This window comes from Erwinia mallotivora, assembly GCF_000590885.1.
Lineage (GTDB): Bacteria > Pseudomonadota > Gammaproteobacteria > Enterobacterales > Enterobacteriaceae > Erwinia > Erwinia mallotivora.
This window is the reverse complement of sequence record NZ_JFHN01000063.1, coordinates 1-25921: the sequence shown is the minus strand read 5'-3', so window position 1 is coordinate 25921 and position 25921 is coordinate 1. Positions and strand designations below refer to the sequence as shown.

22 protein-coding genes and 1 pseudogene are annotated in these 25921 nt (G+C 51.6%); 12 read left to right on the top strand and 11 right to left on the bottom strand.

Translation table 11 applies throughout. The features are described 5' to 3' along the window. Window positions 1-119: 119 nt before the first annotated feature. Window positions 120-2033: a bifunctional 5-dehydro-2-deoxygluconokinase/5-dehydro-2-deoxyphosphogluconate aldolase gene (locus BG55_RS16405; protein WP_034939757.1), complete on the bottom strand. Its 1914-nt coding sequence runs from the start codon at window positions 2031-2033 to the stop codon at window positions 120-122. Window positions 2034-2546: 513 nt separating this feature from the next. Between BG55_RS16405 and iolD the strand changes: the two genes are divergently transcribed. The 5 genes from iolD (at window position 2547) to BG55_RS16380 (ending at window position 9309) form a co-directional block, all read left to right on the top strand. Beyond that, a complete protein-coding gene (iolD, locus tag BG55_RS16400) occupies window positions 2547-4487 on the top strand; it encodes a 3D-(3,5/4)-trihydroxycyclohexane-1,2-dione acylhydrolase (decyclizing) (RefSeq protein WP_034939756.1) in 1941 nt (646 codons plus the stop codon). A gap of 44 nt (window positions 4488-4531) precedes the next feature. Beyond that, on the top strand, window positions 4532-5545 hold the full coding sequence (gene iolG, locus BG55_RS16395; protein ID WP_034939755.1) for a bifunctional inositol 2-dehydrogenase/D-chiro-inositol 1-dehydrogenase: 1014 nt from the start codon (window positions 4532-4534) through the stop codon (window positions 5543-5545). A gap of 40 nt (window positions 5546-5585) precedes the next feature. Further along, on the top strand, window positions 5586-6491 hold the full coding sequence (locus BG55_RS16390; RefSeq protein WP_034939753.1) for a sugar phosphate isomerase/epimerase family protein: 906 nt from the start codon (window positions 5586-5588) through the stop codon (window positions 6489-6491). Further along, entirely contained in the window at window positions 6491-7390 is a 900-nt protein-coding gene (iolE, locus tag BG55_RS16385; protein WP_034939752.1) for a myo-inosose-2 dehydratase, read from the top strand. Before BG55_RS16390 ends, iolE begins: the two co-directional genes overlap by 1 nt. 416 nt (window positions 7391-7806) lie before the next feature. Next, window positions 7807-9309 (top strand): sugar porter family MFS transporter, encoded by a 1503-nt coding sequence (locus BG55_RS16380; protein WP_034939750.1) that lies wholly within the window; start codon window positions 7807-7809, stop codon window positions 9307-9309. Window positions 9310-9546: 237 nt separating this feature from the next. Here the strand turns inward: BG55_RS16380 and BG55_RS16375 are convergent, their stop codons facing one another. Beyond that, a complete protein-coding gene (locus BG55_RS16375) occupies window positions 9547-10086 on the bottom strand; it encodes an ankyrin repeat domain-containing protein (protein ID WP_034940015.1) in 540 nt (179 codons plus the stop codon). A 61-nt stretch (window positions 10087-10147) separates the two neighbouring features. Then, window positions 10148-11635 (bottom strand): catalase KatB, encoded by a 1488-nt coding sequence (gene katB, locus BG55_RS16370; RefSeq protein ID WP_200871642.1) that lies wholly within the window; start codon window positions 11633-11635, stop codon window positions 10148-10150. A gap of 1557 nt (window positions 11636-13192) precedes the next feature. Between katB and BG55_RS16365 the strand changes: the two genes are divergently transcribed. Continuing rightward, the gene (locus BG55_RS16365) at window positions 13193-13819 is read left to right on the top strand and encodes a carbonic anhydrase (protein WP_034939746.1); all 627 of its coding nucleotides are present in this window, start codon (window positions 13193-13195) and stop codon (window positions 13817-13819) included. Further along, complete coding sequence (locus BG55_RS16360; RefSeq protein WP_034939744.1) at window positions 13816-15294, top strand: SulP family inorganic anion transporter; 1479 nt, start codon at window positions 13816-13818, stop codon at window positions 15292-15294. The genes BG55_RS16365 and BG55_RS16360 overlap by 4 nt, the downstream gene beginning before the upstream one ends. A gap of 375 nt (window positions 15295-15669) precedes the next feature. On the opposite strand, the gene BG55_RS16355 is transcribed toward BG55_RS16360, so the two are convergent. The 3 genes from BG55_RS16355 to BG55_RS16345 all read right to left on the bottom strand — a co-directional run bounded on the left by BG55_RS16355 (window position 15670) and on the right by BG55_RS16345 (window position 18014). Next, entirely contained in the window at window positions 15670-16629 is a 960-nt protein-coding gene (locus BG55_RS16355) for a GlxA family transcriptional regulator (protein WP_034939741.1), read from the bottom strand. A gap of 58 nt (window positions 16630-16687) precedes the next feature. Further along, on the bottom strand, window positions 16688-17467 hold the full coding sequence (locus tag BG55_RS16350) for an MBL fold metallo-hydrolase (protein ID WP_034939740.1): 780 nt from the start codon (window positions 17465-17467) through the stop codon (window positions 16688-16690). A gap of 181 nt (window positions 17468-17648) precedes the next feature. Then, window positions 17649-18014: an oligogalacturonate-specific porin KdgM family protein gene (locus tag BG55_RS16345; RefSeq protein ID WP_052018912.1), complete on the bottom strand. Its 366-nt coding sequence runs from the start codon at window positions 18012-18014 to the stop codon at window positions 17649-17651. Between the two features lie 13 nt (window positions 18015-18027). On the opposite strand from BG55_RS16345, the pseudogene tnpA reads away from it, so the two are divergent. Together tnpA and BG55_RS16335 are read left to right on the top strand one after the other, a co-directional pair. Beyond that, a pseudogene (tnpA, locus tag BG55_RS16340) lies at window positions 18028-18354 on the top strand (IS200/IS605 family transposase); the annotation flags it as partial. 295 nt (window positions 18355-18649) lie between these two features. Next, window positions 18650-19156, top strand: coding sequence for a P-loop nucleotide/nucleoside kinase family protein (locus BG55_RS16335; RefSeq protein ID WP_034939737.1), 507 nt, complete (start codon window positions 18650-18652; stop codon window positions 19154-19156). Between the two features lie 5 nt (window positions 19157-19161). Here BG55_RS16335 and BG55_RS22890 read toward each other — a convergent pair whose 3' ends face one another. Next, window positions 19162-19332 (bottom strand): hypothetical protein, encoded by a 171-nt coding sequence (locus BG55_RS22890; protein ID WP_160170871.1) that lies wholly within the window; start codon window positions 19330-19332, stop codon window positions 19162-19164. Between the two features lie 87 nt (window positions 19333-19419). Here BG55_RS22890 and BG55_RS16325 point away from each other — a divergent pair, with 87 nt between their 5' ends. After that, window positions 19420-20529 (top strand): AI-2E family transporter, encoded by a 1110-nt coding sequence (locus BG55_RS16325; RefSeq protein WP_034939732.1) that lies wholly within the window; start codon window positions 19420-19422, stop codon window positions 20527-20529. A gap of 164 nt (window positions 20530-20693) precedes the next feature. Here BG55_RS16325 and BG55_RS16320 read toward each other — a convergent pair whose 3' ends face one another. Together BG55_RS16320 and BG55_RS16315 are read right to left on the bottom strand one after the other, a co-directional pair. Continuing rightward, complete coding sequence (locus BG55_RS16320; protein ID WP_034939729.1) at window positions 20694-21902, bottom strand: FAD-dependent oxidoreductase; 1209 nt, start codon at window positions 21900-21902, stop codon at window positions 20694-20696. A gap of 111 nt (window positions 21903-22013) precedes the next feature. After that, window positions 22014-22898, bottom strand: coding sequence for a DUF4238 domain-containing protein (locus tag BG55_RS16315; protein WP_034939727.1), 885 nt, complete (start codon window positions 22896-22898; stop codon window positions 22014-22016). 285 nt (window positions 22899-23183) lie between these two features. Here BG55_RS16315 and mqo point away from each other — a divergent pair, with 285 nt between their 5' ends. Beyond that, window positions 23184-24836: a malate dehydrogenase (quinone) gene (gene mqo, locus BG55_RS16310; RefSeq protein WP_034939725.1), complete on the top strand. Its 1653-nt coding sequence runs from the start codon at window positions 23184-23186 to the stop codon at window positions 24834-24836. Window positions 24837-24882: 46 nt separating this feature from the next. On the opposite strand, the gene BG55_RS16305 is transcribed toward mqo, so the two are convergent. Then, window positions 24883-25209, bottom strand: coding sequence for a KPN_00521 family repetitive protein (locus BG55_RS16305; protein WP_034939723.1), 327 nt, complete (start codon window positions 25207-25209; stop codon window positions 24883-24885). Between the two features lie 77 nt (window positions 25210-25286). Here BG55_RS16305 and BG55_RS23590 point away from each other — a divergent pair, with 77 nt between their 5' ends. Beyond that, window positions 25287-25487: an STM2901 family protein gene (locus BG55_RS23590; RefSeq protein ID WP_478210295.1), complete on the top strand. Its 201-nt coding sequence runs from the start codon at window positions 25287-25289 to the stop codon at window positions 25485-25487. Between the two features lie 138 nt (window positions 25488-25625). Here BG55_RS23590 and BG55_RS16300 read toward each other — a convergent pair. Then, window positions 25626-25921 (bottom strand): IS481 family transposase (locus BG55_RS16300; RefSeq protein ID WP_034933296.1); only part of this gene is annotated, 296 nt, incomplete at its 5' end.

Below are 25921 nucleotides of genomic sequence, written 5' to 3'. Positions count from 1 at the left end.
CCAGTGTACCAAATGAAGCGAATTTTTCATTTTTTGCTGCGAAATAAGCGGGTTATTTCAATAAAGATCACATAAACAGCCCGCATCCTCCCTGTGGAGAATAGCGGGCATCATCGGCATCACCCACGCGCTTCGCGCCAGTAGCTAATAAGATTCAGGTAGTTGTGTTTCACTTCTGCAATCAGCTGCTCATCACTCAGCTCGCTCTGCATCCAGCGGCGTGAAGGCTGACCAAATATTGTCCGGCCCACGGCGAACCCTTTGATTAACGGATGTCCGGCGGCAGCGGCAAAACCCGCCCGCAGTTCATCTGCCGGTGCATCCAGCCCAAGGATCAGAATGCCACGACAATCCGGGTCTTCACGTTCAATCAGCGTGCTCACCTGCTGCCAGCCTGCACTGGAAAGCGGCGGCAGTTTCCACCAGTCCGCTTTAATACCGAGATGATAAAAGTGCTCGATCATCTCGTAATAGTGGTGTTCTGCCTTAAGCGGACCGTCATCTGGCTGAATGATTTCCAGCAGCAGTTCATGGCCCGACTGGTTGCAGGCTTTCCACACTTCCAGCAGCAGTTCATCCTGTTCAGCGCGCAGCGATGCCGGGTCCTGAGGATGATAAAAAACCAGACATTTGACGACGTGATCAAGCGGCCAGCGAATGAGTTGGGAACCAATATTGCCATGCTCCAGCCTGAGCGGGCGCGAACCGGGTAGCTCAATGGGACGGCCAATCCACCAGCCCTGGCCGGTAATGGCATTGAGGGCGCGCTGGCCAAAGGTATCATCGGCCAGAATACCGCTGCGCTTCTCCAGCCCGGCCTCCTGTGCTGCTGCCTGGGCAGCCTTCAGCAGCAACAGTTTAAGCTCAGGAATGCGCGCTTCGTCGCAACCGGCTTCCCGCGCGATATCGGACAGCTGTTTGCGATGGTCAAAAGCAAAGATGCACAGTTCAGGCCACTGCTGTGTGCGACTGGTGACGCGATGGAGGTGATTAAGCCGTTGATCCAAATCGGGGCGCGGCACGGAGTCCGCTCGCTTAAGATAGTCGTCGAGCTCTCTGCGCGTCGGCATGGCTGGCGCGCAGCCGTGGCGAGAGACGACCAGTGCGCCACAGGCATTGGCATAGCGGCAAGCCTGCTCCCAGCCTTCATCATTCAGCCAGCCGCGCAGCAGTCCTGACATAAAGGCATCACCCGCCCCCAGTACGTTTAACACCTCTACCCGCACGCCCTGATGCAGCGGGATGTTGTCCCAGCTGGTGGGAATTTCCCCTTCCAGTACCACGCAACCTGTCGGACCACATTTACACACCAGCGTGGCGCGGGTGGCGCGGCGGACGTTTTTCAGTGCGGTCAGGGTATCGGTGCTGCCGCCGGCAATATGAAATTCCTCTTCGGTGCCGACCACCAGGTCAAACAGGTGTAACACCTCCTGCAACTGGCGGGTCACCGCGTCGGATTCAACAAAACGGGTTTCACCATCGCCCGGAGTGGTCAGGCCCCACAATACCGGACGGTAATCGATATCCAGTGCCGTACGTAAACCGTGGCGTCGTGCATACTTCAGCGCTTTCAACACCGCCGCCCGCGTACTGGCATGGGACAGATGGGTGCCGGTAATCGCCAGCGCGCGTGAGGAGGCAATATAGTCTTCATTAATATCGTCGGGCGTCAGCGCCATATCGGCACAATTATCGCGGTAAAAAATCAGCGGAAAGGTTTCCTGGTCTTTAATACCTAGCATCACCAGTGCGGTCAGCCGCGTTTCATCCGTTAACAAAAATTCCGTATCCACACCTGCCTGACTGAGCGTTTCACGCAAAAAACGGCCATTGTGCTCATCACCGACCCGCGCCAGCATGGCGGATTTCAGCCCCTGTTTCGCGGTGCCCCAGGCGACATTACCTGACGAGCCACCCAGATATTTTGAAAAACTGCTGACGTTCTCCAGTCTTGCGCCAATCTGTTGTGCATAGAGGTCGACGGCCACCCGGCCAATACAAATGACGTCAAGCCGCTTTACTTCTGCATTCATCGCTGGGGTTTCCTTTTGCATGGCTGCCTGCCGGAACGGATCGCCGCCGGAAACAGCCTTAGGGTAAACGAACCACTTTAGTTTGAGAAATAAATATTTCATTTGCAAATAAAGTTGAAATTAAACATTCAAAAATGTGAAGGCGTTATCACTCCTGACGCCGCAGGCCGGTGAGGGAGAAAATGAAGGTTACTGTCTGTACCCGGAGGGCAGCAAGCCATGACCTGAACTCTTTATACCTGAATTTTAATAGGTTATTTTTTTCTCTTCTTCTGCTTATCCGGTATTGCTCGCACAATCCGTGTCGTCCTGGACGGCAAAATGGCATCAGAGTTTGATCCTCCTCGCAAAATGAAATGTTTCTTCTGTATTTTTGTTTAATGAAAAAATTGTTTGCCTATAATCCAAAAACATTACAGGGGGCGTTAACCCTTCTCTGCGTCAAACAGAAGCGCAGCCCTCAATCAATCAGGCTAATTTGCAGCCGGTTACCGACCGTAAAAAGGGAAATCTATGAGCAAGCTGAGACTGACAATGGCGCAGGCGCTGATTAAATTTCTGGATAATCAGTATGTTAAGTCTGATGGTGAAGAGCTGAAGTTTGTAAAAGGCATTTTTGCCATTTTCGGGCATGGCAATGTGCTGGGGCTGGGGCAGGCGCTGGAACAGGACTGTGGCGAACTTCGGGTATTCCAGGGGCGTAACGAGCAGGGGATGGCACATGCGGCAACCGGCTTTGCTAAGCAGTCGCTGCGACGTCAGATTATCGCCTGCACCTCCTCGATTGGTCCCGGCGCTGCCAATATGATCACCGCTGCCGCCACCGCTACCGCCAATCGCATCCCGCTGCTGTTACTGCCGGGGGATGTCTTTGCCACCCGTCAGCCTGACCCGGTGCTGCAACAAATTGAGCAGAGCCAGGATCTCAGTATCAGTACCAATGACGCTTTCCGCCCGGTCAGTAAATACTGGGACCGTATCAGCCGCCCGGAACAGTTAATGAGCGCCTGCCTCAATGCCATGCGGGTGCTGACCGATCCGGCCGAAACCGGTGCGGTGACGCTCTGTCTGCCTCAGGACGTGCAGGGAGAAGCATGGGACTATCCGGAATCCTTTTTCGCCCGCCGTGTCCATCTGCTGGATCGTCGTCCTGCCAGTGCCGAGCAACTGGCCGGGGCGCTCGCCGTCATTAAATCCAGTCAAAGACCGCTTATCGTCTGTGGCGGCGGCGTGAAGTACTCCGGTGCCGGTGAGGCGCTGACGCATTTTGCCAGCCGTTACGGTATTCCCTTTGCGGAAACGCAGGCAGGTAAGGGGACGGTTATCTCCTCTCATCCGCTGAATGCAGGCGGCGTCGGTGAGACAGGGTGTCTGGCCGCCAATCTGCTGGCTAAAGAGGCGGATCTGGTGATTGGCATCGGCACCCGGTTCAGTGATTTCACCACCTCATCAAAATGGATCTTCCAGCATCCCTCGGTGCGCTTTCTGAATATCAACGTCAGTAACTTTGACGCCTGGAAGCTGGATGGCATTCCTCTGCTGGCCGATGCGCGTGAGGCGCTGAACGCGCTGGACAGCGCACTGGCGAAAGAGTCCTGGCATGCACACTGGGGCGACCGCGTTGATATTGCGCGAAGCAGTCAGTTAAAGGAGACGCAGCGGGTCTATCAGGCTGTCTGGCAGGAAAGCAGTTTCGTGCCCGAAATTGACGATCATATCGATCGTGATGCTGTTTACCGCGAATTCCGTCAAATCACCGACTCGACGCTGACGCAGAGCAGCGTGCTGGGGGTGTTAAATGAACGTCTGCCAGAGGATGCGGTGATCGTCGCGGCGGCCGGAAGCCTGCCGGGCGATCTGCAACGCGTCTGGCGTAATCGCTCGGCCAACAGCTATCACGTTGAATACGGCTATTCCTGTATGGGGTATGAAGTCAGCGCCGCGCTGGGCGTGAAGCTGGCACAGCCGCAAAACGAAGTCTATGCGCTGGTGGGTGACGGCTCGTTCATGATGCTGCATTCCGAACTGGTCACCTCCCTTCAGGAAGGGGCAAAAATCAATATTGTGCTGTTCGACAACATGACCAATGGCTGTATTAACAATCTGCAAATGGAACACGGTATGAACAGCTTTGGCACTGAGTTTCGCTATCGCTCTCCCCAGAGTGGGCAGTTACAGGGCGGGCTGGTGCCGGTGGATTTTGCGGCCATCGCCGCCGGTTATGGCTGTAAAACCTGGCGGGTCACCAGTATGGAACAACTGCATCAGGCGCTGGAAGCCGCCCGAGGCGAAACAGGCAGCACGCTGATTGATATTAAGGTGTTGCCGAAGACCATGGTGCACAAATACGGCAGCTGGTGGAATGTTGGTGTCGCTCAAACGGCCCTCTCGGAACGCATTCGTCAGGTTGCTCAGCAGATCAATGAAAAACGCGCTCAGGCGCGAGATTACTAATCCAATAACTACCCTGAACCCTACAAAATCGCAGGAGAAAGAAAATGACCTTAAAACTTGGTGTCATTGGCGCTGGTGCTATCGGTAAAGAACATATTCGTCGCTGTACGCAGGTGTTGCAGGGGGCGAGGGTGGTGGCGGTGTCCGATATCAACGTTGACAGCGTCCGTGCGGCGATTGCCCTGGCCGGTATTAACGCAGAATCTTATTCTGACGCTTATGAGCTGATTCAGTCCGGTGATGTGGATGCGGTGCTGGTGACCTCCTGGGACCCGACGCATGAAGAGTACGTGCTGGCTGCTATTGCGGCAGGCAAACCGGTCTTTTGTGAGAAGCCGCTGGCAGTGACTGCGGAAGGGTGTCGGCGCATCGTGGATGCAGAAATGAAAGCGGGACGCCGCCTGGTACAGGTCGGTTTTATGCGCCCTTACGATGAAGGCTATCAGGCGTTGAAGAAAGTGATCGACAGCGGTGAAATCGGTGCGCCTCTGATGCTGCACTGCGCGCACCGTAATCCTGAAGTCGGCGAAAATTACACCACGGATATGGCCATCACCAATACGTTAATCCATGAACTGGATGTGCTGCGCTGGCTGCTCAATGACGATTACCGTTCGGTACAGGTCCGTTTCCCACGCTCGACTTCTGCCACCCATGCCCGACTGAAAGACCCGCAGATTGTGATGCTGGAAACGGAGAAAGGCACGCTTATCGATGTGGAGATCTTTGTTAACTGTGGTTACGGCTACGACATCCAGTGCCAGGTGGTGGGAGAAAGCGGTATTGCCAGCCTGCCTGAGCCGTCATCGGTACAGCTGCGCTCTGCGGCAAAACTCTCCACCTCAATACTTACCGACTGGAAAGATCGCTTTATCAAAGCCTATGACACGGAGCTACAGCACTTTATTAATGATGTCAAAGCCGGTCAGCTGCATGGCCCTTCAGCCTGGGATGGCTTTGCTGCATCCGTTGCTGCCGATGCCTGCCTGAAAGCGCAGGAAACGGGCGAAACAGTCACTATCACCACGGCGGAACGCCCGACTTTCTATCAGCGCTGAGCCTGTTGAAAGCGGCCATTTTTACTGACAGGTACAGATGATGAAAATTGCATTCGATGTTGATGTGATCAAAGAGCTGGGTGTCACGCGCATGGTTCAGCAGGTTGCGGAGTGGGGTTACAAATATATTGAGCAGTCGCCACATCCGCAAATTAATCCCTTCTATAAGCATCCGCGCGCCAGCCGCGAGATAATGAAGGAATACAAGCAGGCCCTGCGGGAAACGGGGCTGGAGATCTCCTCATTTATCTGCGTCTATCGCTGGTCAGGACCGGACGAATTACGGCGTCAGGCGGCGGTCAAAAACTGGAAGCGGATGGTGGAAATCGCGGTAGAGATGGGCGTTCAGGTGATTAACACCGAATTCTCCGGCGATCCAAATCAGCCGGAAATCTGTGATGAGATGTTCTATCGCTCAATGGAAGAGCTGCTGCCAGTATTCGAGCGGGAAGGTATTCGCGTGGAAATTCAGGCACACCCGTGGGATTTCTGTGAAGAGAGTGACGCCACTGTCGATGCGGTTAAGTCGTTTCGCAGCGACAACGTCAAGTACATCTACAGTGTTCCGCACACCTTTTTCTATGACAAAGGTGTTGGCGACGTGGCAAGAATGTTGCGCTATGCCGGTGACGATCTTTCCCACGTGCTGATTGCCGATACCATGAATCACACCCGGCACTGTCGCTATATCGTCAATCCACCGGGGGTGGACGCCACCATCCATCAGCACGTTGCGCCGGGCGAAGGCGAAGTGGACTTCGACGCCCTGTTTCGCACGCTGCGTGAAATGAATTTCGCTGAAAAGAACTTCAGGGTTGGCGGTGAACCGATTGTGGCCGCTTCGCTGTTTGGCTATCCGGAAAAAATGGCGCATCAGGCAGTTGAAACCCGTGAGCTGATAGAACGGGAACTGCAACAACTGAATGCACAGACGGGGGCACGATAATGAACCATCAACATGTCAAACTGGCTATCGCGCCCATCGGCTGGACGAATGATGATATGCCGGAGCTGGGCGGTGAAAATACCTTCCAACAAATTGTCAGTGAAATGGCTCTGGCAGGGTTCACCGGCAGCGAGGTCGGCAGCAAATATCCCCGCGATCCGCAGGTTCTCAAGCCGATGCTGGAGATACGCGGTATCCGCATCTGTAACGCCTGGTTCAGCACCTTTTTTGCTGACGGGCAGCGGGAAAAAACCATCGATGAATTCGTTAATCATATGAATTTCCTGCATGAGATGGGCGCGAAAGTGATTGGTTGCTCAGAGCAAAGCGGCAGCATCCAGGGCACCGGCCTGCCGGTGCTGGGCAGTGTGAAACCGTACTTTAGCGAAGAGGAGTGGCAGAGAGTCGCGGAGGGCTACAACACGCTGGGACGTCTGGCTGCTGAAAAGGGGATGCAGGTTTGCCTGCACCACCATATGGGAACGGGGATCCAGACCAGCGCGGAAATCGACAAATTTCTCTCGCTGGTGGATGAAAATGTCTGGCTGCTCTATGACACCGGCCACGCCTGGTATTCGGAAGGTAACGAAAAAGCCATGCTGGATATCCTGAAAAAACATTTTTCCCGCATTAATCATGTTCATTTGAAAGATGTTCGTCCGGCAGTCATCGAGCAGGTACGCCGTGAAGGTCTTTCATTTCTGGATGGGGTAAGAAGAGGCACCTTCACCGTGCCAGGCGACGGCATTATTGATTTCAGACCGGTTTTCAGTCTGCTGGATGAGCAGGGCTATAAAGGCTGGATTGTGGTGGAGGCGGAGCAGGACCCGGCAATAGCCAACCCGTTTGAATATGCGGTCAAAGCACGGAAATATATTCGCGAAACTGCGGGTATCTGAAAGATGCTCAATACAGGGCCGCGCGCCGCGTGGCCTTTTTAAAATTATTTTTCATTTTTTATTTATATGGAAAAAATAATTTTTAATCTTTGGTGATTTTTTTATCCGTCCGGAACATGGATATTCGCGTCAAATGCAACTTATTTAAAATAAATTCATATTTATCATATTATTAGGTTTATTTTCTTGTCCGTTTGATTCCCCATTCTGAAATCCAGCAATAGCGTCATATCGCACTGTTAAACAAAATCACAACAAAACATGATCCACAACTCAAAACTAAAATTTCATAGTTAACACATATGAAATATTTGGTTTAAATTAACTTTGTGAGTTTACAGGTAGTGAGGCAAATACCTTTGCACTCAGACAACATCTGAATTTATTCCTATTACAGCAGGTGACTGGAGTCTTGTATGACGAAAGAACAATATCTCACGCTTAACAGGGCATCGGGTCCTAACAGTAACGCCCCGACATCGCCCTACGTTAAGGTTGTTGCGCTGATCGCAACATTAGGCGGTTTGCTTTTTGGTTATGATACCGGGGTTATTTCTGGCGCATTGCTTTTTATGGGCAAGGAGCTTCATCTCACCCCTTTTACCACCGGTCTGATTACCAGTTCACTGCTGTTTGGCGCAGCAATGGGTGCGCTGTTGTCCGGTCATCTGGCTGCCGCGGCGGGCAGAAAGAAAATCATTCTCTGGCTGGCGGTGATCTTTGCTGTCGGGGCGGTTGGGACCTCACTGGCTCCCGACGTACACTGGATGGTTTTCTTCCGCCTGGTTCTCGGTGTGGCAGTAGGGGGGGCAGCGGCGACCGTGCCTGTCTATATTGCTGAGCTGGCTCCCGCACACAAACGTGGTCAGCTGGTAACGCTACAGGAACTGATGATCGTATCAGGCCAGTTGCTGGCTTATATTTCCAACGCAGCATTCCATGAAATCTGGGGAGGCGAAAGCACCTGGCGCTGGATGCTGGTGGTGGCAACCATACCGGCCGTGCTGCTGTGGGTGGGGATGATGTTTATGCCCGACACGCCGCGCTGGTACGCAATGAAAGGTCGCCTCGCTGAAGCCCGAAGCGTGCTCGAACGCACCCGCCGTAAAGAGGACGTGGAATGGGAACTGATGGAAATTACTGAAACGCTGGATGAACAAAGCGCGTTAGGCAAACCCCGGCTGCGTGAAGTCATGAAGCCCTGGCTGTTCAAACTTTTTCTGATTGGGATTGGGATAGCCGTTATTCAGCAGTTAACCGGCGTAAACACCATCATGTATTACGCACCGACGGTGCTGACATCGACAGGCATGTCTGATAACGCCGCGTTGTTCGCCACCATTGCCAATGGGGTGGTATCGGTACTGATGACCTTTGTCGGCATCTGGATGCTGGGTAAAATCGGCCGACGTACTATGGTGATGATTGGTCAGTTTGGCTGTACCGCCTGCCTGGTCTTTATCGGCGCAGTCAGCTTTCTTCTTCCTGAAACGGTCAATGGTCAACCCGACCTGCTGCGGGCTTACCTGGTGCTGGCGGGGATGTTAATGTTTCTCAGTTTTCAACAGGGAGCGTTATCGCCGGTCACCTGGTTACTGTTGTCAGAGATATTTCCAACGCGACTGCGCGGTATCTTTATGGGGGGAGCCGTGTTCGCCATGTGGATCGCTAATTTCCTGATTTCCCTCTTCTTCCCTGTGCTGCTTGCCTGGATTGGTCTTTCTGGCACCTTCTTTATTTTTGCCGCTGTCGGTATCCTGGGTGCGGTGTTTGTCATTAAGTGTGTGCCGGAGACGCGTAATCGCAGTCTGGAACAGATTGAACACTACCTCCGCGACTGGCTCGACAATGAGCAGCCCGGTACTGGCAAAATCGGTGCCAAACGTAACAGCGCCGTTTTAGGTAAAGCGCGTTCTTAAGTGATAAAACGGAAGCCTGTTTCAGCACCAGGAAACAGGCTTTTGCCTGACCCGAAATATATCCGCAGTCGGCCCATGCGATAACAGCCTTTCTGCTCGTGTCCTGTGATCAAAAGAGCAGCCTGACGGCTGCAAATTCAGTGGGCTAAAGCACGGTTAACCGGCTGTGGCGATGCGTTCAGTCGGGCAGACTTACTGACATCACTGCCCGAAACGTTTCCGGTAATACCTGCCGGGTCACTTGCCGTTAATTTCCCCGCGCTCCAGCGCAGCGACGTTGTTGCCGTTAACGTCGGTGGCGTGCATATCGGCTCCTTTAGCCTTGAGTTGTTCTAACAGCGCATGTCGCTGGAACAACGCGGCATACATCGCGGCCGTTTGTCCGGCATTGTTGCGCATATCCGGACTGCATTTGGCGGCAATCAACCGACGGGCAATTTTAATCTCGCCTTTAAAAATTGCGCCCATCAGCGCGCTGTTACCGTGATTATCACGCAGGCAGGGATCGGCCCCGGCATTGAGCAGGGTTTCCACCGTCGTCAAATGGCCGTGGTAGGCGGCAAGGATCACGGCGGTGTAGCCGTGTTCATCCTGCTCGTTAAGATTGTATTTTGCGGCGATAAAGTTTTTGATCACGCTGTTTTCGCCCGTTCGCGCCGCATCCCACAGGTAATTGTTCAGCTGTTGTTTGATCTGCTGCTCATTAGCATTATTTGGCGCCTGAGCGGCAAGTACCGGCGCGGCTAACAGGCAAAGCATCAGATAAAGTGCTTTCATCATGTTTTCCTCATCACTGTGCCAGGCAGCCCGCACCGAAGTGCGGGCGCGTACCCTCATATCAGTCGGAAAGCTTATCCGCCAGTTTTTGCACCGTGGCTAAATCTCCTTTTGCCACGCCGGTCAGGCGCGTACCGTAATCTTTATCCGCCTTGTAGAAGTAAGAGAGCATGATGTTCTTGCTTTCCGTATCGGTGTCGGCCAGCGATGTGCCCAGGCTGTTAATCAGATCGTCCTGCTCTTTCTTGCTGTAAGAGCGGTACAGCTCGCCGGTCTGCTTAAAGTTCTGTTCGCGCTGGATTTTGCTTTGCAGCGTGGTGCCTTCCAGCGGCGTATGGCTGTAGCGGGCCGACGCCAGCTCTTCACGCGGATACAGGCGGCTTGGCTGGTAATTCACGCCCTTGTCCTGGGTGTGGCCACTGTTAAGACTGCCGTCCTGGTTGCCATTATTGACTTCGTTGCGCGGCTTGTTGATCGGCAGGCTCAGGCCGTTGGCCCCGATACGATAAAGCTGGGTGTCGGCATAGGCAAACAGACGTCCCTGAAGCAGTTTATCTTCGGAAGGTTCAATTCCCGGCACCAGATTGGAAGGTGCCATAGCCACCTGTTCGGTTTCCTGGAATACGTTATCCGGGTTTTTATTCAGCACCATCTGGCCGATTTTGCGCTCCGGCACGCCGGGCCAGATTTTGGTGGCATCCAGCGGATCAAAATCAAACTTCTTCAGATCTTCCGGTTTCAGCACCTGGATGTAGAGATCCCATTTCGGGTAGTCGCCACGGTTGATCGCCGCCACCAGATCGTGCGTCATGTGGCTGTAGTCTTTACCCTGCACCTGCTCAACCTGCTGCGGGTCGAGATTTTTTACTCCCTGTAGCGTCTTCCAGTGGAATTTGACGTAATGCACTTCGCCCTTGCTGTTCACCAGTTTGTAAGCATGAACGCCATTGCCGTCCATGTTGCGGTAGGAGGCGGGTGTCCCTTCGTTGGAGTAAAGCAAAGTCAGAGTACGCGTTGATTCTGGTACGTGAGAAAAGAAATCGAAGCGGCGTGAATCGTTATCGAGGTTGGTGCGGGGATCGGGCTTAAACGCGTGCACCATATCCGGGAACTTGATGGCATCGCGAATAAAGAAAGTAGGGAAGTTATTGCCGACCAGATCCCAGTTGCCGTCAGTGGTATAAAACTTGGTGGCGAATCCACGTGGGTCACGCAATGTTTCCGGCGAGTGGTTACCGTGTACCACGCTGGAGAAACGGACAAACACCGGGGTTTTACTACCTGTAGTAAACACCTTCGCGATGGTCAGGTCGGAAATGTCTGCGGTCGCGGTGAACTCACCGTGCGCTCCGGTGCCGCGAGCATGAACAACACGCTCCGGAATACGCTCGCGGTCGAAACGCTGTAGCTTTTGCAGTAATTGCACATCCTGCAACAGCACCGGGCCGTTTGCACCGGCAGTTTGTGAGTTCTGGTTATCGCCTACCGGTGCGCCATTATCACGGGTTAAGGTATCAGCCTGGACAATCGGGCTGATGGCCAGCGACATTAAAACAATCAGAAGTTTTTTCCGGCTGACGCCGCTGCCGGTGATGTGATCATTGCTCATAATGCCTTCCTCATCGGTTATTGGGGTAAATCATTTCGCAGAGTCGCTTTTGTCAGCAGCCTGTTTTACGGCGCAAAGGCAGAAATCAAGGAAAGCCGCCTGTCAGCCGATCACTCCCCAACGACCGATACCATTTGTAAAACATAAAAGGCATCGTTGCGTAGCGCACGAGGTGGAGTCACCGAACACTTTCAGGACACTTATTATTTTTGCTGTGAAGGGTCTTAACGACCGTCTGCTTATCGGGGCTTGTCGTTCCCCACCTTAATCTGCGAGTGGGCGCCGCTCTGGCTTTTTCTGCTTTGAATGACACAGGCTATCTGCCTGAAATCACGCACATCTTACATGGAATTGCGCTTATGGGTGAGTAACCACACCCTATCGAATTGATAGGCTGAACTTTACTTACCTGTGGAAATGATAAAGAAGGGAAACAGATAAAAATCACCTGGAATACATAAGAATTATCCTAGTTTTGCTGCGGGTTACTTAAGATTTTCCGAAACTATGACTTTTGACAGGCTTATGAAGCGTTCTGTACTTCCGTCATTCAGCTACTGTCTGCCAGCGTTTCCGAAGTGACGTCGGTGAAAGCGAGCAAAGCTCAGATCGGTCTGTGACCTGTTTCTGGGGCTGGCAAACGTCAGGCCGGTCAGGTGTTATCTGGATCGCAGATGGAAAATTAATGACCTCTCAAAATTCATCAGCCGAATAATATGCTGGAGAATGTCTGACATGTACAACAGTCAGCTTTGCAGGGCAATTTTCTTCAGATAAACCGGATTAATAATCCAGCCGGGAGTTTCCGTAGCTGAAACTATTAATGTAAAGATGTTTAAATATTTCACCGTGTTTCTGACATTAATTGATAAATAAGGTTATTAATAACCAACTTATTTGTGATAGGTAAAATTAAATTTTAAGAATGAATAAACAGCTTTTCCATTCTGAATTTGATCCTTCCTTCAGTAAACTGAACGGAAAATTATAAAAAAGAATTAATGCACTTTTATAAAAACGGTTTTTATGGTGACTTGTGTTTAACTCATTGTTTTATAAGCATATTTAAAGATAATATTTTTTCTTTCCGTTTTCTTTTATTTATTTTTGAGATGTAAATCTTAAAAATTCATGCCAAAAAATCTGCTGGTGATAAAGTTAATTTAATAAAAATTACAATTCAAGGTCAGGTGTTTTCTAAGAATATTCTTAATGTTTCCTGATGCTTCTAAAATGTCAGAACTTATTTCAGCGCTTATGTACATACTTAATGTTCAGGGCGTTAATGCGATTACTTATTGAATTAATCTGATGCCCGGCTTAAAGCCTGCCCATCAGGCTATTTTATTTGCCATTTCGGACCCGTGTACTGCTCACAACCGATAGGTACCACCTTTACTCGGTTGTTACCTGAAGTGGATGTCCGGATTGGCCACAACGATACATGCCTGGTGGGACCGGCTCTTATTCCTGTTGTCCTGAGAGAGAGACTGTATTTTGACGACACTTAAACCCTTGTTAGCTAAGAACCGTAGTTGGGCCTTACAGCGCCGCCAACGTAATCCTCAGTATTTCAGGCAGAATGTACACTCCCAACAGCCGCATTCATTGTGGATAGGCTGTTCTGACAGCCGTGTGCCCGCTGAAGTCCTGACCGGGGCGCATCCTGGCGAGCTGTTTGTCCATCGAAATATTGCCAATATGGTGGTCAGCGGTGACGACAACTTTATGAGCGTGTTGCAGTACGCGCTGGAGTATCTGAAAGTCTCCCGTATCGTACTTTGTGGGCATTATGGCTGTGGTGGCGTGCAGGCCGCGATTTCATTGCCGGATATTCCTTTGTCTGATGAGAACTCCCCGCTGGCGCGGCGTATTACTCAGTTGCGCGAGGCGCTGGCTCCTGGTCTGGCAGAAGCCAGCGGTATCGAAGATGAAACGCAGCGTCTGAATCAGCTGGTTGAGGCCAACGTGCTGGCGCAGTTTGCGCATCTGATTCGTACTGAACCCGTTATCACAGCGTGGCGTAATGGTGTACAGCTGGATGTTTTCGGCTGTGTTTACGACCTGCAAACCGGTCATCTGAAAGAGCTGATTCAGCAGAATTCACAGGAGCCTCTGCCATGAATTTATCCACACTTCGTCAGGATATTCCCGCAGGTCTGGTGGTGTTTCTGGTCGCACTGCCACTTTGCCTGGGGATCGCACAAGCCAGTGGTCTGCCGCCCTTTGTCGGGTTGCTGACCGGGGTGATTGGTGGGCTGGTGGTGACAACCTTCAGTCCGTCAAAGTTTGCCGTCAGCGGCCCGGCTGCCGGACTGGTCACCATCGTGACCGGCGCAATTGAAACGCTGGGCTCCTTCTCCGCTTTGTTACTGGCGCTGATCATTGCTGGCGTGTTGCAATTTTTACTCGGCGTGGTGCGCGCAGGCCGCTTTATCAGTCTGGTTCCCGGAACGGTGATTAAAGGGATGCTGGCTGCCATTGGTATTTTACTGATTATTCAGCAGATCCCGGTGGCACTTGGCGCGGCGGGAGAAAGTGAGCTCAGCGAAATGGTCACTGGTGGAGCTTTCAGCGTATCGATTCCGGCCATTGTGGTGTCGGTAACCGGCCTGTTTATTTTGTGGTTCTGGTCCACACCTGCGGTAAAGAAAATCAAGGTGTTAAGCTGGATCCCAGGTCCGCTGATGGCGGTACTGTTCGGCTGCATGGTGACCGTATTCGGCGGCAGAATGTATCCGGAAATTATGGCCGATTTGCCACGTATTTCCCTGCCATCTTTTGACAGTCTCCAGGCGCTCACGGGTGAACTGCAACGTCCAGACTGGATGGCGTGGCAAAATCCGGCGGTATACGTCATTGCTGTGACGCTGGCGGTGGTTGCCAGCCTGGAAACACTGCTGAGTCAGGAAGCACTGAAAAAATTGCGTGCGCAGAACCCGCCGCCGTCGCCTGATAAAGAGATGCGTGCGCAGGGGATTGGTAATTTGCTCAGTGGCTTTCTCGGTGGTTTGCCTATCACCGCCGTCATTGTGCGTAGTTCGGTCAACGTCAGCGTCGGGGCACAAAGTAAGATTTCGATTCTGGTGCACGGCGTGTTGCTGCTGGTTTGTGGGCTGTGGTTCAGTGAAATGTTGAATGCTATTCCACTGGCAAGTCTGGCCGCCGTGCTGTTACATACCGGCTATAAACTGGCCACGCCCGGCCTGTTTGTGGAACATATCCGCAAAGGTGCCCGGCAGTATGTGCCTTTCCTCGCCACCATCGGCGGTATTCTGATCTTTGGTATGCTGGCCGGTATTGGTATCGGACTGGCAACCCAGATTCTGTTCAGTGTTTATAAAAGCCACCGCAATGCGCTGCTGCTGACACGTTACGACGATCACTATGTGTTGCGTTTCCAGCAAAATCTCACTTTCCTGCACAATCCGCGGCTGAAAACCCTGCTGGCGGAGATCCCGGAAAACAGTGTGGTGATTGTGGATTACGATAACGCGGAATATATCGATCCTGATGTTAAAGCGGTGCTCCAGGATTTCGGTGAAGGAGCGCAGAAGAGAGGAATTGTGCTGAATCAGTGGCCGGTTAAACTGGCTTAGCAGTAAAGCCCCCGTCGCTGGCTGGCTGCCCTTTTACAGGGAGTCTTCTGGCGATGGCTCCGCCAGGAGAAGAGGGGCTGATGGCTGCTGCTGAAAGGCAAATGCAGCAAGCCCGTACAGAGAAAACCCCGCCGGATTAAGGTGGGGTTTTTTCTGTGCATTGAAAACCCCCAGCCAGGCTGGGGGTTCAATAAAGTTTTCAGCTTTGGGCCAGTTATAAAAAACCCCTTTTGATTTGTTAAAACACCTTGCGGTCTGGCAACTGCGAATGTCAGCTCGTATGCGCCTGTCAGGGCGCTGCTGGTAAAAGAGCCTTACAGGCGCATATGAAAAACCTCCGGCTATGCCGAAGGATATTTATTCAAGCGCGTGATATCAGGCAAGGGGCTCAGGCCCGCGGAACGCCCGCCGCCATTCGCTGGGGCTGACATTAAAGCGGGCCTTGAAACTCTGGCGGAACGATACCGGTGAATGGAAGCCGGCCAGCTCGGAAACGCTCTCGATGCTGGCGCTGGTTGTCTCAAGCAGCTCCTGGCTGCGCTGCAGGCGCTGGGCATTGATCCACTCACCGACAGTCACCCCAGTCGCTTTCAGGAAATGGCGGGTAAACGTTCTGCGGCTCATGTTCACGAATCCCGCCAGCGCGTCCAGGTCGTGCGGTTTCTCAAGATTGCGCCGGATATAGTCGAGCAGCTCGTTGAGCTTCTCATCGCGGGTGTTGGTCGGTACCGGATGCTCGATAAACTGCGCCTGGCCGCCCTCACGGTAGGGCGGGACCACCATTCTGCGCGCAGCGTGGTTAGCGACGCTGCTGCCGTAGTGTTCCCGCACGATATTCAGACAGCAGTCGATACCTGCAGCGGTACCGGCTGAAGTGATGAGGCGTTCGTCCTTGGTGTACAGGGCATTACTGTCCAGATGCACAAGGGGGAAACGCTTTCGGAAATCCTGCTCAAACTCCCAGTGGGTCGCCGCCCGACGGTTATCAAGCAGCCCGGCATAGGCCAGTACGTAGGCCCCCAGACATAATCCCACGACTTCGGCACCGCGCGCCCACGCATCTCTCAGTTCGGCGAGGAGGTGCTCACCGGGCTTTTCTTCAGGATGGCTCCAGTACGGGATGACGATGATGTCGGCGGTGCGCAGCGGCTCAAGGCCATGCGGGACATCAATGGTAAAGCCTATGTCGGAACGGACCTGACCGGGCGCGTCGGCACAAACGCTGACGCTGAACAGCCCGGGCTCAACGGCCTGAGCGAAAATCATGAAGGGAATGGAGAAGTGGAAAGGGCTAACACCGGGTGTGGCAATCACGGCGACGGATAATGATGACATGGTGGTCCTCAGCGTCAGTCTGCCGGGACAGAGGGCGGCCCCGGCAGGTTCAGTATTATCAGAAGGTCAAGGTATCACCATCTTCAGGGATAAGAACCTTCTCTTCAATGCCGTTTTGCTGCGTGTACTCACGCAGTTCCTGGCGGGTCAGCAGACAGTGGTTAATGGCTTCCATATGCGAGGCCACAACCGTTGTCTCAGGCAGAGCCTGAAGCGTGCGCAGCGTGTCACGGGCGCCCATGATAATCGGGCCATAGTCGTCAATGTGCGCGTCGCCGGTATTGAGAACCACTACGTCAGGCTTAAAGCGCTGAAGGGTTTTCAGGTACGGCTTCACCCAGACGGTGTCACCGGCGATATACAGCGTTTTCTCATCATGATGGGTAAACACCAGGCCACAGGCATCGCCCAGACCTTCAGCCAGGTGCGGAACCGCGTAGGCTTCGTTGCTGCCGTGCTGGCCTTCGACCTTATGGATGGTCAGACCGTGGGTGAACACGTTGTCGTCCTGCAGCACGCGAACGTTAGTGAATCCTTGGGAGCGGATCAGTTCGGCGTCAGCCTCGTGCTGGGCGAAGATCAGCTTGTTTGAAGGAATATGTTTCTGCGCGGCCTCATCCCAGTGGTCCATATGAGTATGGGTCACGATGACGATATCAGCATTTACCAGCGCTTCTGTCGCGATCGGTAATGCGGTCATCGGGTTACGAATATGCGAACGCGCCGTCCCGGCAAAGCCGTCCCAGGCATCCTTTTCAGCAAGCATCGGATCGATGAGGAAAGTGGTGCCGGCATACCCAATAAAAAGGGTGGCGTTTCGTACTTGTGTCAGTTTCATAATAATCCTGTTCGGTAATGGCTGGCACCGCAGTGCCTAAGACTTCAGTGACAGCCAGTATAGGGAGGTGTGTCAGCAGAGGTGAGAGGCCTGCGGGACAGTGTGCGATGAAATCAGGTCAGTTATAAATTGCGATATGCAAAACGTGACGAGTAAAGATGGCGACCAGAGCGCGACGCTATTACGGCAGGAAATAACGGATCCCGATGCGTACGCAGACCTGGTTATCATGGTTTTCATCACGGTCCAGCCAGCCCAGTTCTGCAAAAGCTCTCCAGTATTTATTCAATTGGTAGTGCGCAGCAATATTGGGCTCCCAGTGCATTCTTTTCCCGTTAGGCGACCTGAAGTCACCGGTATTAATGGAAAATTCGGGGTCCAACAGGAGCCATAATTTATCCGTGGCCTGATAGTTCACGAAGACGTCAAGAAGGTGGGAGTCCTTATATTCCATCTTTCCATTGATGTTTACGTCTTTGTGCGTCATGTGGTTATAGCGATAACGCCCCGCCACGCTTAGATCGCCGGAGACGCGGTATTCAAGCATGGCACAGGGCGCAAGTGAGTGGAAAAACGTGAATATCCTGGAAGCCGAATGTTGTGCTGATCACATCCATATGCTTCTGGAGATCCCGCCGAAGATGAGCGTGTCGGGTTTCATGGGGTATCTGAAAGGTAAAAGTAGCCTGATGCTTTATGAGCAGTTTGGCGATTTGAAATTCAAATATAGAAACCGTGAGTTCTGTTGCCGTGGGTATTATGTGGATACGGTGGGTAAAAATACATCGAAAATCCGGGAGTACATAAAGCACCAGTTGGAACAGGATAAATTGGGGGAGCAGTTATCAATCCCGTATCCAGGTAGCCCGTTTACGGGCCGTAAGTAGGGAAGTTGGATGCAAATGTCAGCTCGTATGCGCCTGTCAGGGCGCTGCTGGTAACAGAGCCTTACAGGCGCATATGAAAAACCTCCGGCTATGCCGGAGGATATTTTTTTAGATGAATGTCACGTGAAATCCTGCCTGAGTCCATTTGTTTCCTGGTAACATCAGCCAGAAGTGAAGGTTTACCTGTCCTGTTAAATCTCAGGCCCGACACGCCTTTTGAGCCGCCAGTCCGGCAACGTGTTGAAATAACCGTAGGATTTTACAGATTATTGTTAACAAATCCGTGAGGTAAAATATGCCAGTTAATACGTCTGCCAGAGCGGAAAAAGCCACGCTCCATTTGCTATGCGGGAAAATCGCCTCGGGTAAATCGACATTATCAGAAACACTCAGTGCATCGCCTGGCACAATAGTAATCAGTGAGGATCGCTGGCTTACTGCGCTTTACGCAAGTCAAATGCAATCCGTAGCGGATTATGTGCACTACTCTGCACAGCTCAGAGATGTGATGAAACCCCATCTGATTTCACTGCTCAAGGCTGGTATCTCCGTGGTACTGGACTTTCCGGCAAATACCCGACCCCATCGTCAGTGGATGATGGAAATCATTGTCGAGTCTGGTGCCAGTCATCGTCTGCACTATCTCAATGTATCCGACGACATTTGCAAAGCCCGTTTACATGCCAGGAATGCTGAAGGCACACACGATTTTTCAGTGACGGACAAACAGTTTGCACATATTACCGCTTATTTTTCGGAGCCGGGCGCGGATGAGGGGTTTGAGGTTATTGAGTACAGCTGAACCTGTTACCGGCCCGCCAGCATTTCCATTTCGCTCTGTTCTGCTGAGTTAACACTACACTGGCCGGACTGGTTAAAGGCGGTGTCGAAATCAGACGCGGCGATGCGCCACAGCCTGTGGCAGAAGATCCCGGATTTATGCCTGCGCAGACGAGGCAGGAATGATAATTCCGGCATGCGCTGAAGCATTCCGTCCTGCATTGCAAATGTGCCGCAGCGTTCTATGCTACGTTAGCGAACTTATTAGGTTTTCGGGGAATTACCATGAGATTTAAAGGCCTGTCGAAGGGATTTTTTATCCTGATCCTGTTTATCGTCACCGTGGCATTTTTAGATATTTTAGGGCCGTATTATTCTTCCGTGTTATGGGCTGCCATCCTGGCGATTATTTTTCATCCAATGAAGCGCCGCCTGAAACAACTTTTTGCTGACAGAAATGGTCTGGCTGCGTTTGCCACCGTTATGGTGATTTGCCTGATTGTTATTACACCACTGGCGATTGTCGTTTCCTCGATGGCGATGGAGTTCAACGCTGTCTATGAAAGGTTGCAGAATAATAACACCCAGCTGCCGGGGGTTCTCGCTGAGGTGATGCAGCATCTTCCGCAATGGGCAAGGCATTCACTGGCCCAGCATCAACTGGATACGGCACCCCACATCCAACAGAAATTATCGCAGGTTGCACTTCAGGGCGGACAGTACCTGGCGGGCAGCGTTTTTCTGATTGGTAAAAGCAGCCTGGGCTTTGCAGTCGGTTTCGGTATCATGCTTTACCTGCTGTTTTTCCTGCTGAAAGATGGCTCGTATTTGATCAATGTGATCCTGCGTTCAATACCACTAACGGAGTATGTCAAACATCACCTGTTGGTAAAATTTGCTGCGGTTTCCCGTGCAACGGTGAAAGGGACGGTGGTGGTGGCAGTGGTGCAGGGGGTGCTTGGCGGTCTGGCATTTTACTTCACCGGGATTGAGGGAAGCCTGTTATGGGGCGCGTTGATAGCTTTCCTTTCTCTGATCCCTGCAATCGGTTCGGCGATAGTCTGGGTTCCCGCCGCGGTCTACTTCTTCTTTTCTGGCATGATCTGGCAGGGAATTTTTCTGGTGGTGTTCTTCGTGGTGGTTATTGGTCTGGTCGATAACATTCTGCGTCCGTTACTGGTGGGAAAAGATACCAAAATGCCGGACTACCTGATTCTGATCTCCACGCTGGGCGGCATGGAAATATATGGTATCAACGGCTTTGTGATTGGGCCGCTGATTGCTGCGCTGTTTATTGCCTGCTGGAATTTGCTATCCGGCCGCGATAATGAAGCCAACAGCGATGAGATTGATGAAGATTTCATCGAAGAAGGGAAAACGCACCCTGACGCCTGAGGATCTGCTCGAAAATTGTTAAAACAATCTGCCCCGTCCGGCTGGTCTGCCCGATCGGACGGGGCAATACCTGTCCCGCCTGCTCACCTTTCTTCTTCACTATATGTCAGGGCATCCCGCCTCGATCGGCATCACGTTTTCACAACCAGAGTCAGTCATCGCGGTTAGCGGCGGCCCGGTCGTTCGGGAAAAAAACCAATGCCAATCAGCCTGCCGGAAAGGCGGGCAAGGAATTTTCGCTGGCGTAGCCACTGTTCCATTTTGCCGGGGGGTTTGCGGCGCGTCTTTTGCCCGGCTTTACCGATCATGATTTGTAGTGACTGGGTTGCCCAGGTGGGGAAAATGCGGCGGCGCTGAACTTTCTGCAAATCTTTCAGTGTCAGCGTGCCGTTTTTTAATGGCGCTGACAAAAGGTTTGCTGTCGCCACCGCGTCCTGGATAGCCAGATTTACCCCGACGCCACCAATCGGTGACATGGCGTGGGCTGCGTCACCAATGCACAGCAGGCCGGGGCGGGCCCACTGCTCCAGCCGGTCAATGCGGATTTTTAACAAACTGACCTGCTGCCAGTCTGCAATCTCCTGCTGCAAACGTGACAGCGCGAAAGGGGATGCGTCAGCGACCTGCTGCAAAAAAGCAGGAAGCCCGGTAGCCTGAAGCGCTGGCAGACTGCCTTTAACAATGGAGTAACCACACTGCCAGTAGCTGCCGCGATCAACCATAATAAAATTCTTTTGCGCCCCGCGATGCCCCATCGTCCACTCAGGATCGCCGGGTTGTCGGCTGATTTTTAGCCATAACACATCGCGTGGTGCGCCAAAGCTGCGCACCTTCAGATCGGCAAGCCGACGAACAATCGAATCGCGTCCGTCACAGCCAATCACCAGCTGACTGTGAAACGCCTGCATATCTCCCTTAACCAAGGCGCGCACGCCGCTGACGATGCCATTCTCTGTAATTAATTCACGAACTTCCGCATTCTGAATCAGAGTAAAGCCGGGGAGCTGTGAGGCCTTACTGCTGAGCAAATTCAGAAAGTCCCACTGGGGCATAAAGGCAATGTATTTACAGCGGGTTGGCAGGTGGCTGAAGTCAGCCAGCGTGGCTTGTTTACCGTTGATTTCACTGTATAATTTTTCTGCTTTCTGATGAGGGATTGCCAGCAGCTCGTCGAGAAAATCCAGCTGCCAGGCAATTTCGAGCGTGGAAGGATGAATGGTATTACCGCGAAAGTCGCGCAGAAAATCACCGTGTTTTTCCAGCACCGTTACCGGAACCCCATCACGTGCCAGCAGGTATCCCAGCATTAATCCGGCCGGGCCGCCGCCAACAATGCAGCAGGACGCCGACGAAGCCACATGACTTTCTTTCATTTCATCTCACCAGAGTAACTAAAAGATGATAATAGTTATCATTTGATTGTATGCAGGTCAATCATCGGTAGATAAAGCGTGACTAAGATGCGCACGGTAATTAAATCGCCATCAGAGGGGGGATCTTTTGCTGACGATGCCGTTACGAAGTTCAATAACCGTGTCTGACTTTATTCTTTCAGCCAGATTATGGGGCTGTAAAAAATCCGCATGTTTTAAAAGTTCTTCCCTGTTTTTTGCCACAACCCATCCTCTGGCCCGATGAAGTGTCAGGGTATTAAAGTGACTGACTATATTCAGCGGCAGTGAAATCTTTGCGAGACTAAAACTATTATTAGCAGGAGGGGGATTTTTTACTTTTCCCAGCACAGTGGCAGGGCTGTACATATTTCTTCTGAATGAAGGTGCACCGGTGACAGCGGCATGTGGCCCGAGCGGCATAAAACAAAAACGCATATTGTCATCAGCTGAATCCATACGCCAGCGAAAATCAAACAGGGGTGAATCACAAATAAGTAGCGGCGCATCGGTTGACTGCCAGAAGGTAAAGTCCCAGTTCAGATAACTTTTATAAGTGGTTTCAAAATTATTCTTAAGCCAGGCCACTCTTTTTCTTTCATCGAGTTGAAGAACTTTCCCCACCCCATCCAGACCCCATTTACTGCGAACCGCTGAAGCGGTAATAGCAGGTAATGCGGTTTGTGCATATTTCGCTAAAAGCTGTTGGTCTCCTTTTCCCTGCCACAATGCATTTGCCAGCGTAACCAGGCGTTGCTCGTGTTTTGCTATCCCATCTTCAAAAGCCAGATCGACAGGTAAATTATTCTGGTTGCCGACATAGAGATAATCGTGACCCGCAAATTTTGCCTTCTTACCTTTCTCATAACAGGCATCCACGCCATTTTCTCTTAAATTCCAGTAGTGTAAGCCCTGCACATCTTCATTCCACCAACCTCTGAGTAAACCTGCGGTCACTTCATGATTGAATATTTTCATTTTAACTCCGGCGAATTATCAGCAAATAACAACCCCTGCTAAAGAGTAATCAGTGTGGTTGGATGCGGGCAGTTTTGCCTGTCACAGCAACACTCAGGTTGCAGCCTGATATTCTCTCTGCAATGACAATTTGTCAGCTTTATAGACATATTAAACACAGGGATATTTCATTCGATTCGCCTTATTTACGGTGGTTTTGTAACTATAGTAAGTTTGAAATAGCTGGACATGATTGTTAAGATATTTCCTTAAATTTTAAAAAACTGTTTATACACATCACTTAACATGAATAAATTAAGTAAAATTTCCCCAGTTCTTTCCCTCGCAGCACTGCTGGTTTGCACCTCCACTTATGCTGAAGATACAGCGGAAAAAACCGATGTCCTGCTGATCGGCGGCGGCATTATGAGCGCTTCTCTGGGCACCTGGCTTCAGGAGCTACAGCCAGGCTGGAAACAGTTGATGGTAGAGAAACTGGACGGCGTGGCGCTGGAATCCTCAAACGGCTGGAACAATGCCGGTACTGGTCACTCTGCCAATATGGAGCTGAACTACACGCCAGAGCGTGCGGACGGCTCTATTGATGTCAGCAAAGCGCTGGAAATCAACGAATCATTTATGATCTCGCGCCAGTTCTGGACCGCTCAGGTTCAGCGCGGTGTGTTGCAGAACCCGCATTCGTTTATCAACTCCACACCGCACATGAGCTTTGTCTGGGGCGACAAAAACGTCGACTATCTGGGCAAGCGTTACAAGGCATTGCAGCAGACTACCCTGTTCCAGGGAATGCAGTTCTCCACTGATCATAAGCAGATTGCACAATGGGCACCGCTGATCATGGATGGCCGCGATCCGCAGCAAAAAGTGGCGGCGACCTGGACGCCGGTGGGCACCGATGTGAACTACGGTGAAATCACCCGTCAGCTGATTGGCAGCCTTAAGAAACATGACAACTTTAAGCTGGAAACTTCTTCAGAAGTCACCAGCTTCAAGCGTAATGCGGACAATTCATGGCATGTTACCGTGACCGACGTGAAAGACGGTAAAGAACATGCGGTGGATGCAAAATATGTCTTTATCGGTGCTGGCGGCGGCGCGCTGAAACTGCTGCAAAAAACCGGTATTCCTGAAGCCGATAACTATGCCGGCTTCCCGGTAGGTGGTTCGTTCCTGGTGACTGAAAACCCGGAAATTACCAGCCAGCATTTAGAGAAAGTTTACGGTCAGGCTTCTGTAGGTGCGCCACCGATGTCCGTTCCGCATCTGGATGCGCGTTTTCTTGACGGCAAACGTGTGGTGCTGTTTGGACTATTTGCAACCTTCTCGACTAAGTTCCTGAAAAATGGTTCTTACATGGACCTGCTGAAAACCACCACCACCAGCAACTTTATGCCGATGACGCATGTGGGTCTGGATAACTTTGACCTGGTTAAATACCTGATCGGTCAGGTTATGCTGAACGATGACGATCGTTTCGCCGCGCTGAAAGAGTACTATCCGGCTGCGCGTAAAGAAGACTGGAAGCTGATCCAGGCGGGTCAGCGTGTACAGATCATCAAAAAAGATGCTGAGAAAGGCGGCCTGCTGAAGCTGGGTACCGAAGTGGTGACTGACCAGCAGAGAACCGTTGCGGCACTGCTGGGTGCTTCTCCGGGTGCTTCAACTGCGGCTCCGATTACGCTCAATGTTATTAAGAAGCTGTTCCCGGAGCAGTTTAACTCGCCAGAGTGGCAGAGCAAGATTAAGGCTGTTATTCCAAGCTTTGGTCAGGAGTTAAACGGTAACGTGGCGTTGACGCAGCAGGTTTGGGATAACACCGCAGCAACGTTGCAGTTGACCAAACCACCGGTTATTCAGATGAACGGCAGCGCTCCGGCGAACGTTCAACCTGAACAACAAAAAGCGGCTGCGAAAGGCCAGCACGACATGGCGCTGTAATTAAAAAAAGGCCGGGTAATCCGGCCTTTTTAACAACAGGCGGCTATTACTCAGTCACTTTGTTTTTAAGACTTTCTGCACCCTGTTTGGTTTTATCCCAGGTCTTTTCTGTCCCTTCTTTCGTTTTATGCCAGGCTTTCTGGCTTCCTTCTGAAACTTTACTGCTGGTTGAATTACTTTTCCCTTCCGCCGCATGTTTGGCTTTCAGTTTCAGCTCGGCACCCTGATCTTCCGTCTGGTGCAGTTTCTCTTTCGCCGTATCAGCACCTTTATGTGCTTCCTGCACCGTTGCGTCAGTTGCCTGAGTGACCGTATCCGCGAAAACCGGAGAAGCCAGTAAAAGAGCCGACAAAGCAATAATGGTATTCTTCATAAATTCCTCATTTATTGAATCAGTCCACCCTTAGTATAGCTAAATCATACGGTTGTGTCCGGGAAGCGGTTTTTACCGTGACTTTCAGGGCTGACTTAGTGGCCTGTGGGATTGAATGCAGCAGTGATGATATACGGATAACGGCAAATCTGGGTGGGCTGATTGGAAGAGGGTTACCGTGGGTGGGTGTTGCTATCACGTTATACGATATTACCATCATCTCCCACAGAACTATCTGGCATTATAATCTCATGGTTCGACGTGAGGACAGGATATGAAATCCCTGGATGAAACCGTACTCGAATTTGTGAGAGACGAATTACGCTGTAAAGAACTGGAAATCGATTCATCACTCAGTTGTATTAGCTCAGACCTGATCTGACAGTTACCGGTTATTTATACAGGTGTCTGTCAGATTACATCTGGCTTAAGTTTTTCTCAGCCCAGATGTGTTTTCCATCAAGTAACGTTTCCATTGGCGTCCGGCCACAGCACATTTTCCCCTGATGGGTTCGTTCATTATTATAGTGAACCAGCCATTCATCAAGATCCGACTGTAATGTATCGAGTTCGCCATACAGTTTTTTGCGGAATGCTACCTGATAAAACTCCTGCAATATCGTCCTGTGGAACCGTTCGCAGATGCCGTTCGTCTGCGGCGACATCGCTTTGGTCTTCGTGTGGTCGATATCATTTATTGCCAGATAAAGCT

Bases quoted from the DNA above. Each gene is read 5' to 3' on its own strand.
- BG55_RS16405 (WP_034939757.1), bottom strand. From the start codon at position 2,033: ATGAATGCAGAAGTAAAGCGGCTTGACGTCATTTGTATTGGCCGGGTG.
- iolD (WP_034939756.1), top strand. From the start codon at position 2,547: ATGAGCAAGCTGAGACTGACAATGGCGCAGGCGCTGATTAAATTTCTG.
- iolG (WP_034939755.1), top strand. From the start codon at position 4,532: ATGACCTTAAAACTTGGTGTCATTGGCGCTGGTGCTATCGGTAAAGAA.
- BG55_RS16390 (WP_034939753.1), top strand. From the start codon at position 5,586: ATGAAAATTGCATTCGATGTTGATGTGATCAAAGAGCTGGGTGTCACG.
- iolE (WP_034939752.1), top strand. From the start codon at position 6,491: ATGAACCATCAACATGTCAAACTGGCTATCGCGCCCATCGGCTGGACG.
- BG55_RS16380 (WP_034939750.1), top strand. From the start codon at position 7,807: ATGACGAAAGAACAATATCTCACGCTTAACAGGGCATCGGGTCCTAAC.
- BG55_RS16375 (WP_034940015.1), bottom strand. From the start codon at position 10,086: ATGAAAGCACTTTATCTGATGCTTTGCCTGTTAGCCGCGCCGGTACTT.
- katB (WP_200871642.1), bottom strand. From the start codon at position 11,635: ATGTCGCTGGCCATCAGCCCGATTGTCCAGGCTGATACCTTAACCCGT.
- BG55_RS16360 (WP_034939744.1), top strand. From the start codon at position 13,816: ATGAATTTATCCACACTTCGTCAGGATATTCCCGCAGGTCTGGTGGTG.
- BG55_RS16355 (WP_034939741.1), bottom strand. From the start codon at position 16,629: ATGTCATCATTATCCGTCGCCGTGATTGCCACACCCGGTGTTAGCCCT.
- BG55_RS16350 (WP_034939740.1), bottom strand. From the start codon at position 17,467: ATGAAACTGACACAAGTACGAAACGCCACCCTTTTTATTGGGTATGCC.
- BG55_RS16345 (WP_052018912.1), bottom strand. From the start codon at position 18,014: ATGCTTGAATACCGCGTCTCCGGCGATCTAAGCGTGGCGGGGCGTTAT.
- BG55_RS16335 (WP_034939737.1), top strand. From the start codon at position 18,650: ATGCCAGTTAATACGTCTGCCAGAGCGGAAAAAGCCACGCTCCATTTG.
- BG55_RS22890 (WP_160170871.1), bottom strand. From the start codon at position 19,332: ATGCCGGAATTATCATTCCTGCCTCGTCTGCGCAGGCATAAATCCGGG.
- BG55_RS16325 (WP_034939732.1), top strand. From the start codon at position 19,420: ATGAGATTTAAAGGCCTGTCGAAGGGATTTTTTATCCTGATCCTGTTT.
- BG55_RS16320 (WP_034939729.1), bottom strand. From the start codon at position 21,902: ATGAAAGAAAGTCATGTGGCTTCGTCGGCGTCCTGCTGCATTGTTGGC.
- BG55_RS16315 (WP_034939727.1), bottom strand. From the start codon at position 22,898: ATGAAAATATTCAATCATGAAGTGACCGCAGGTTTACTCAGAGGTTGG.
- mqo (WP_034939725.1), top strand. From the start codon at position 23,184: ATGAATAAATTAAGTAAAATTTCCCCAGTTCTTTCCCTCGCAGCACTG.
- BG55_RS16305 (WP_034939723.1), bottom strand. From the start codon at position 25,209: ATGAAGAATACCATTATTGCTTTGTCGGCTCTTTTACTGGCTTCTCCG.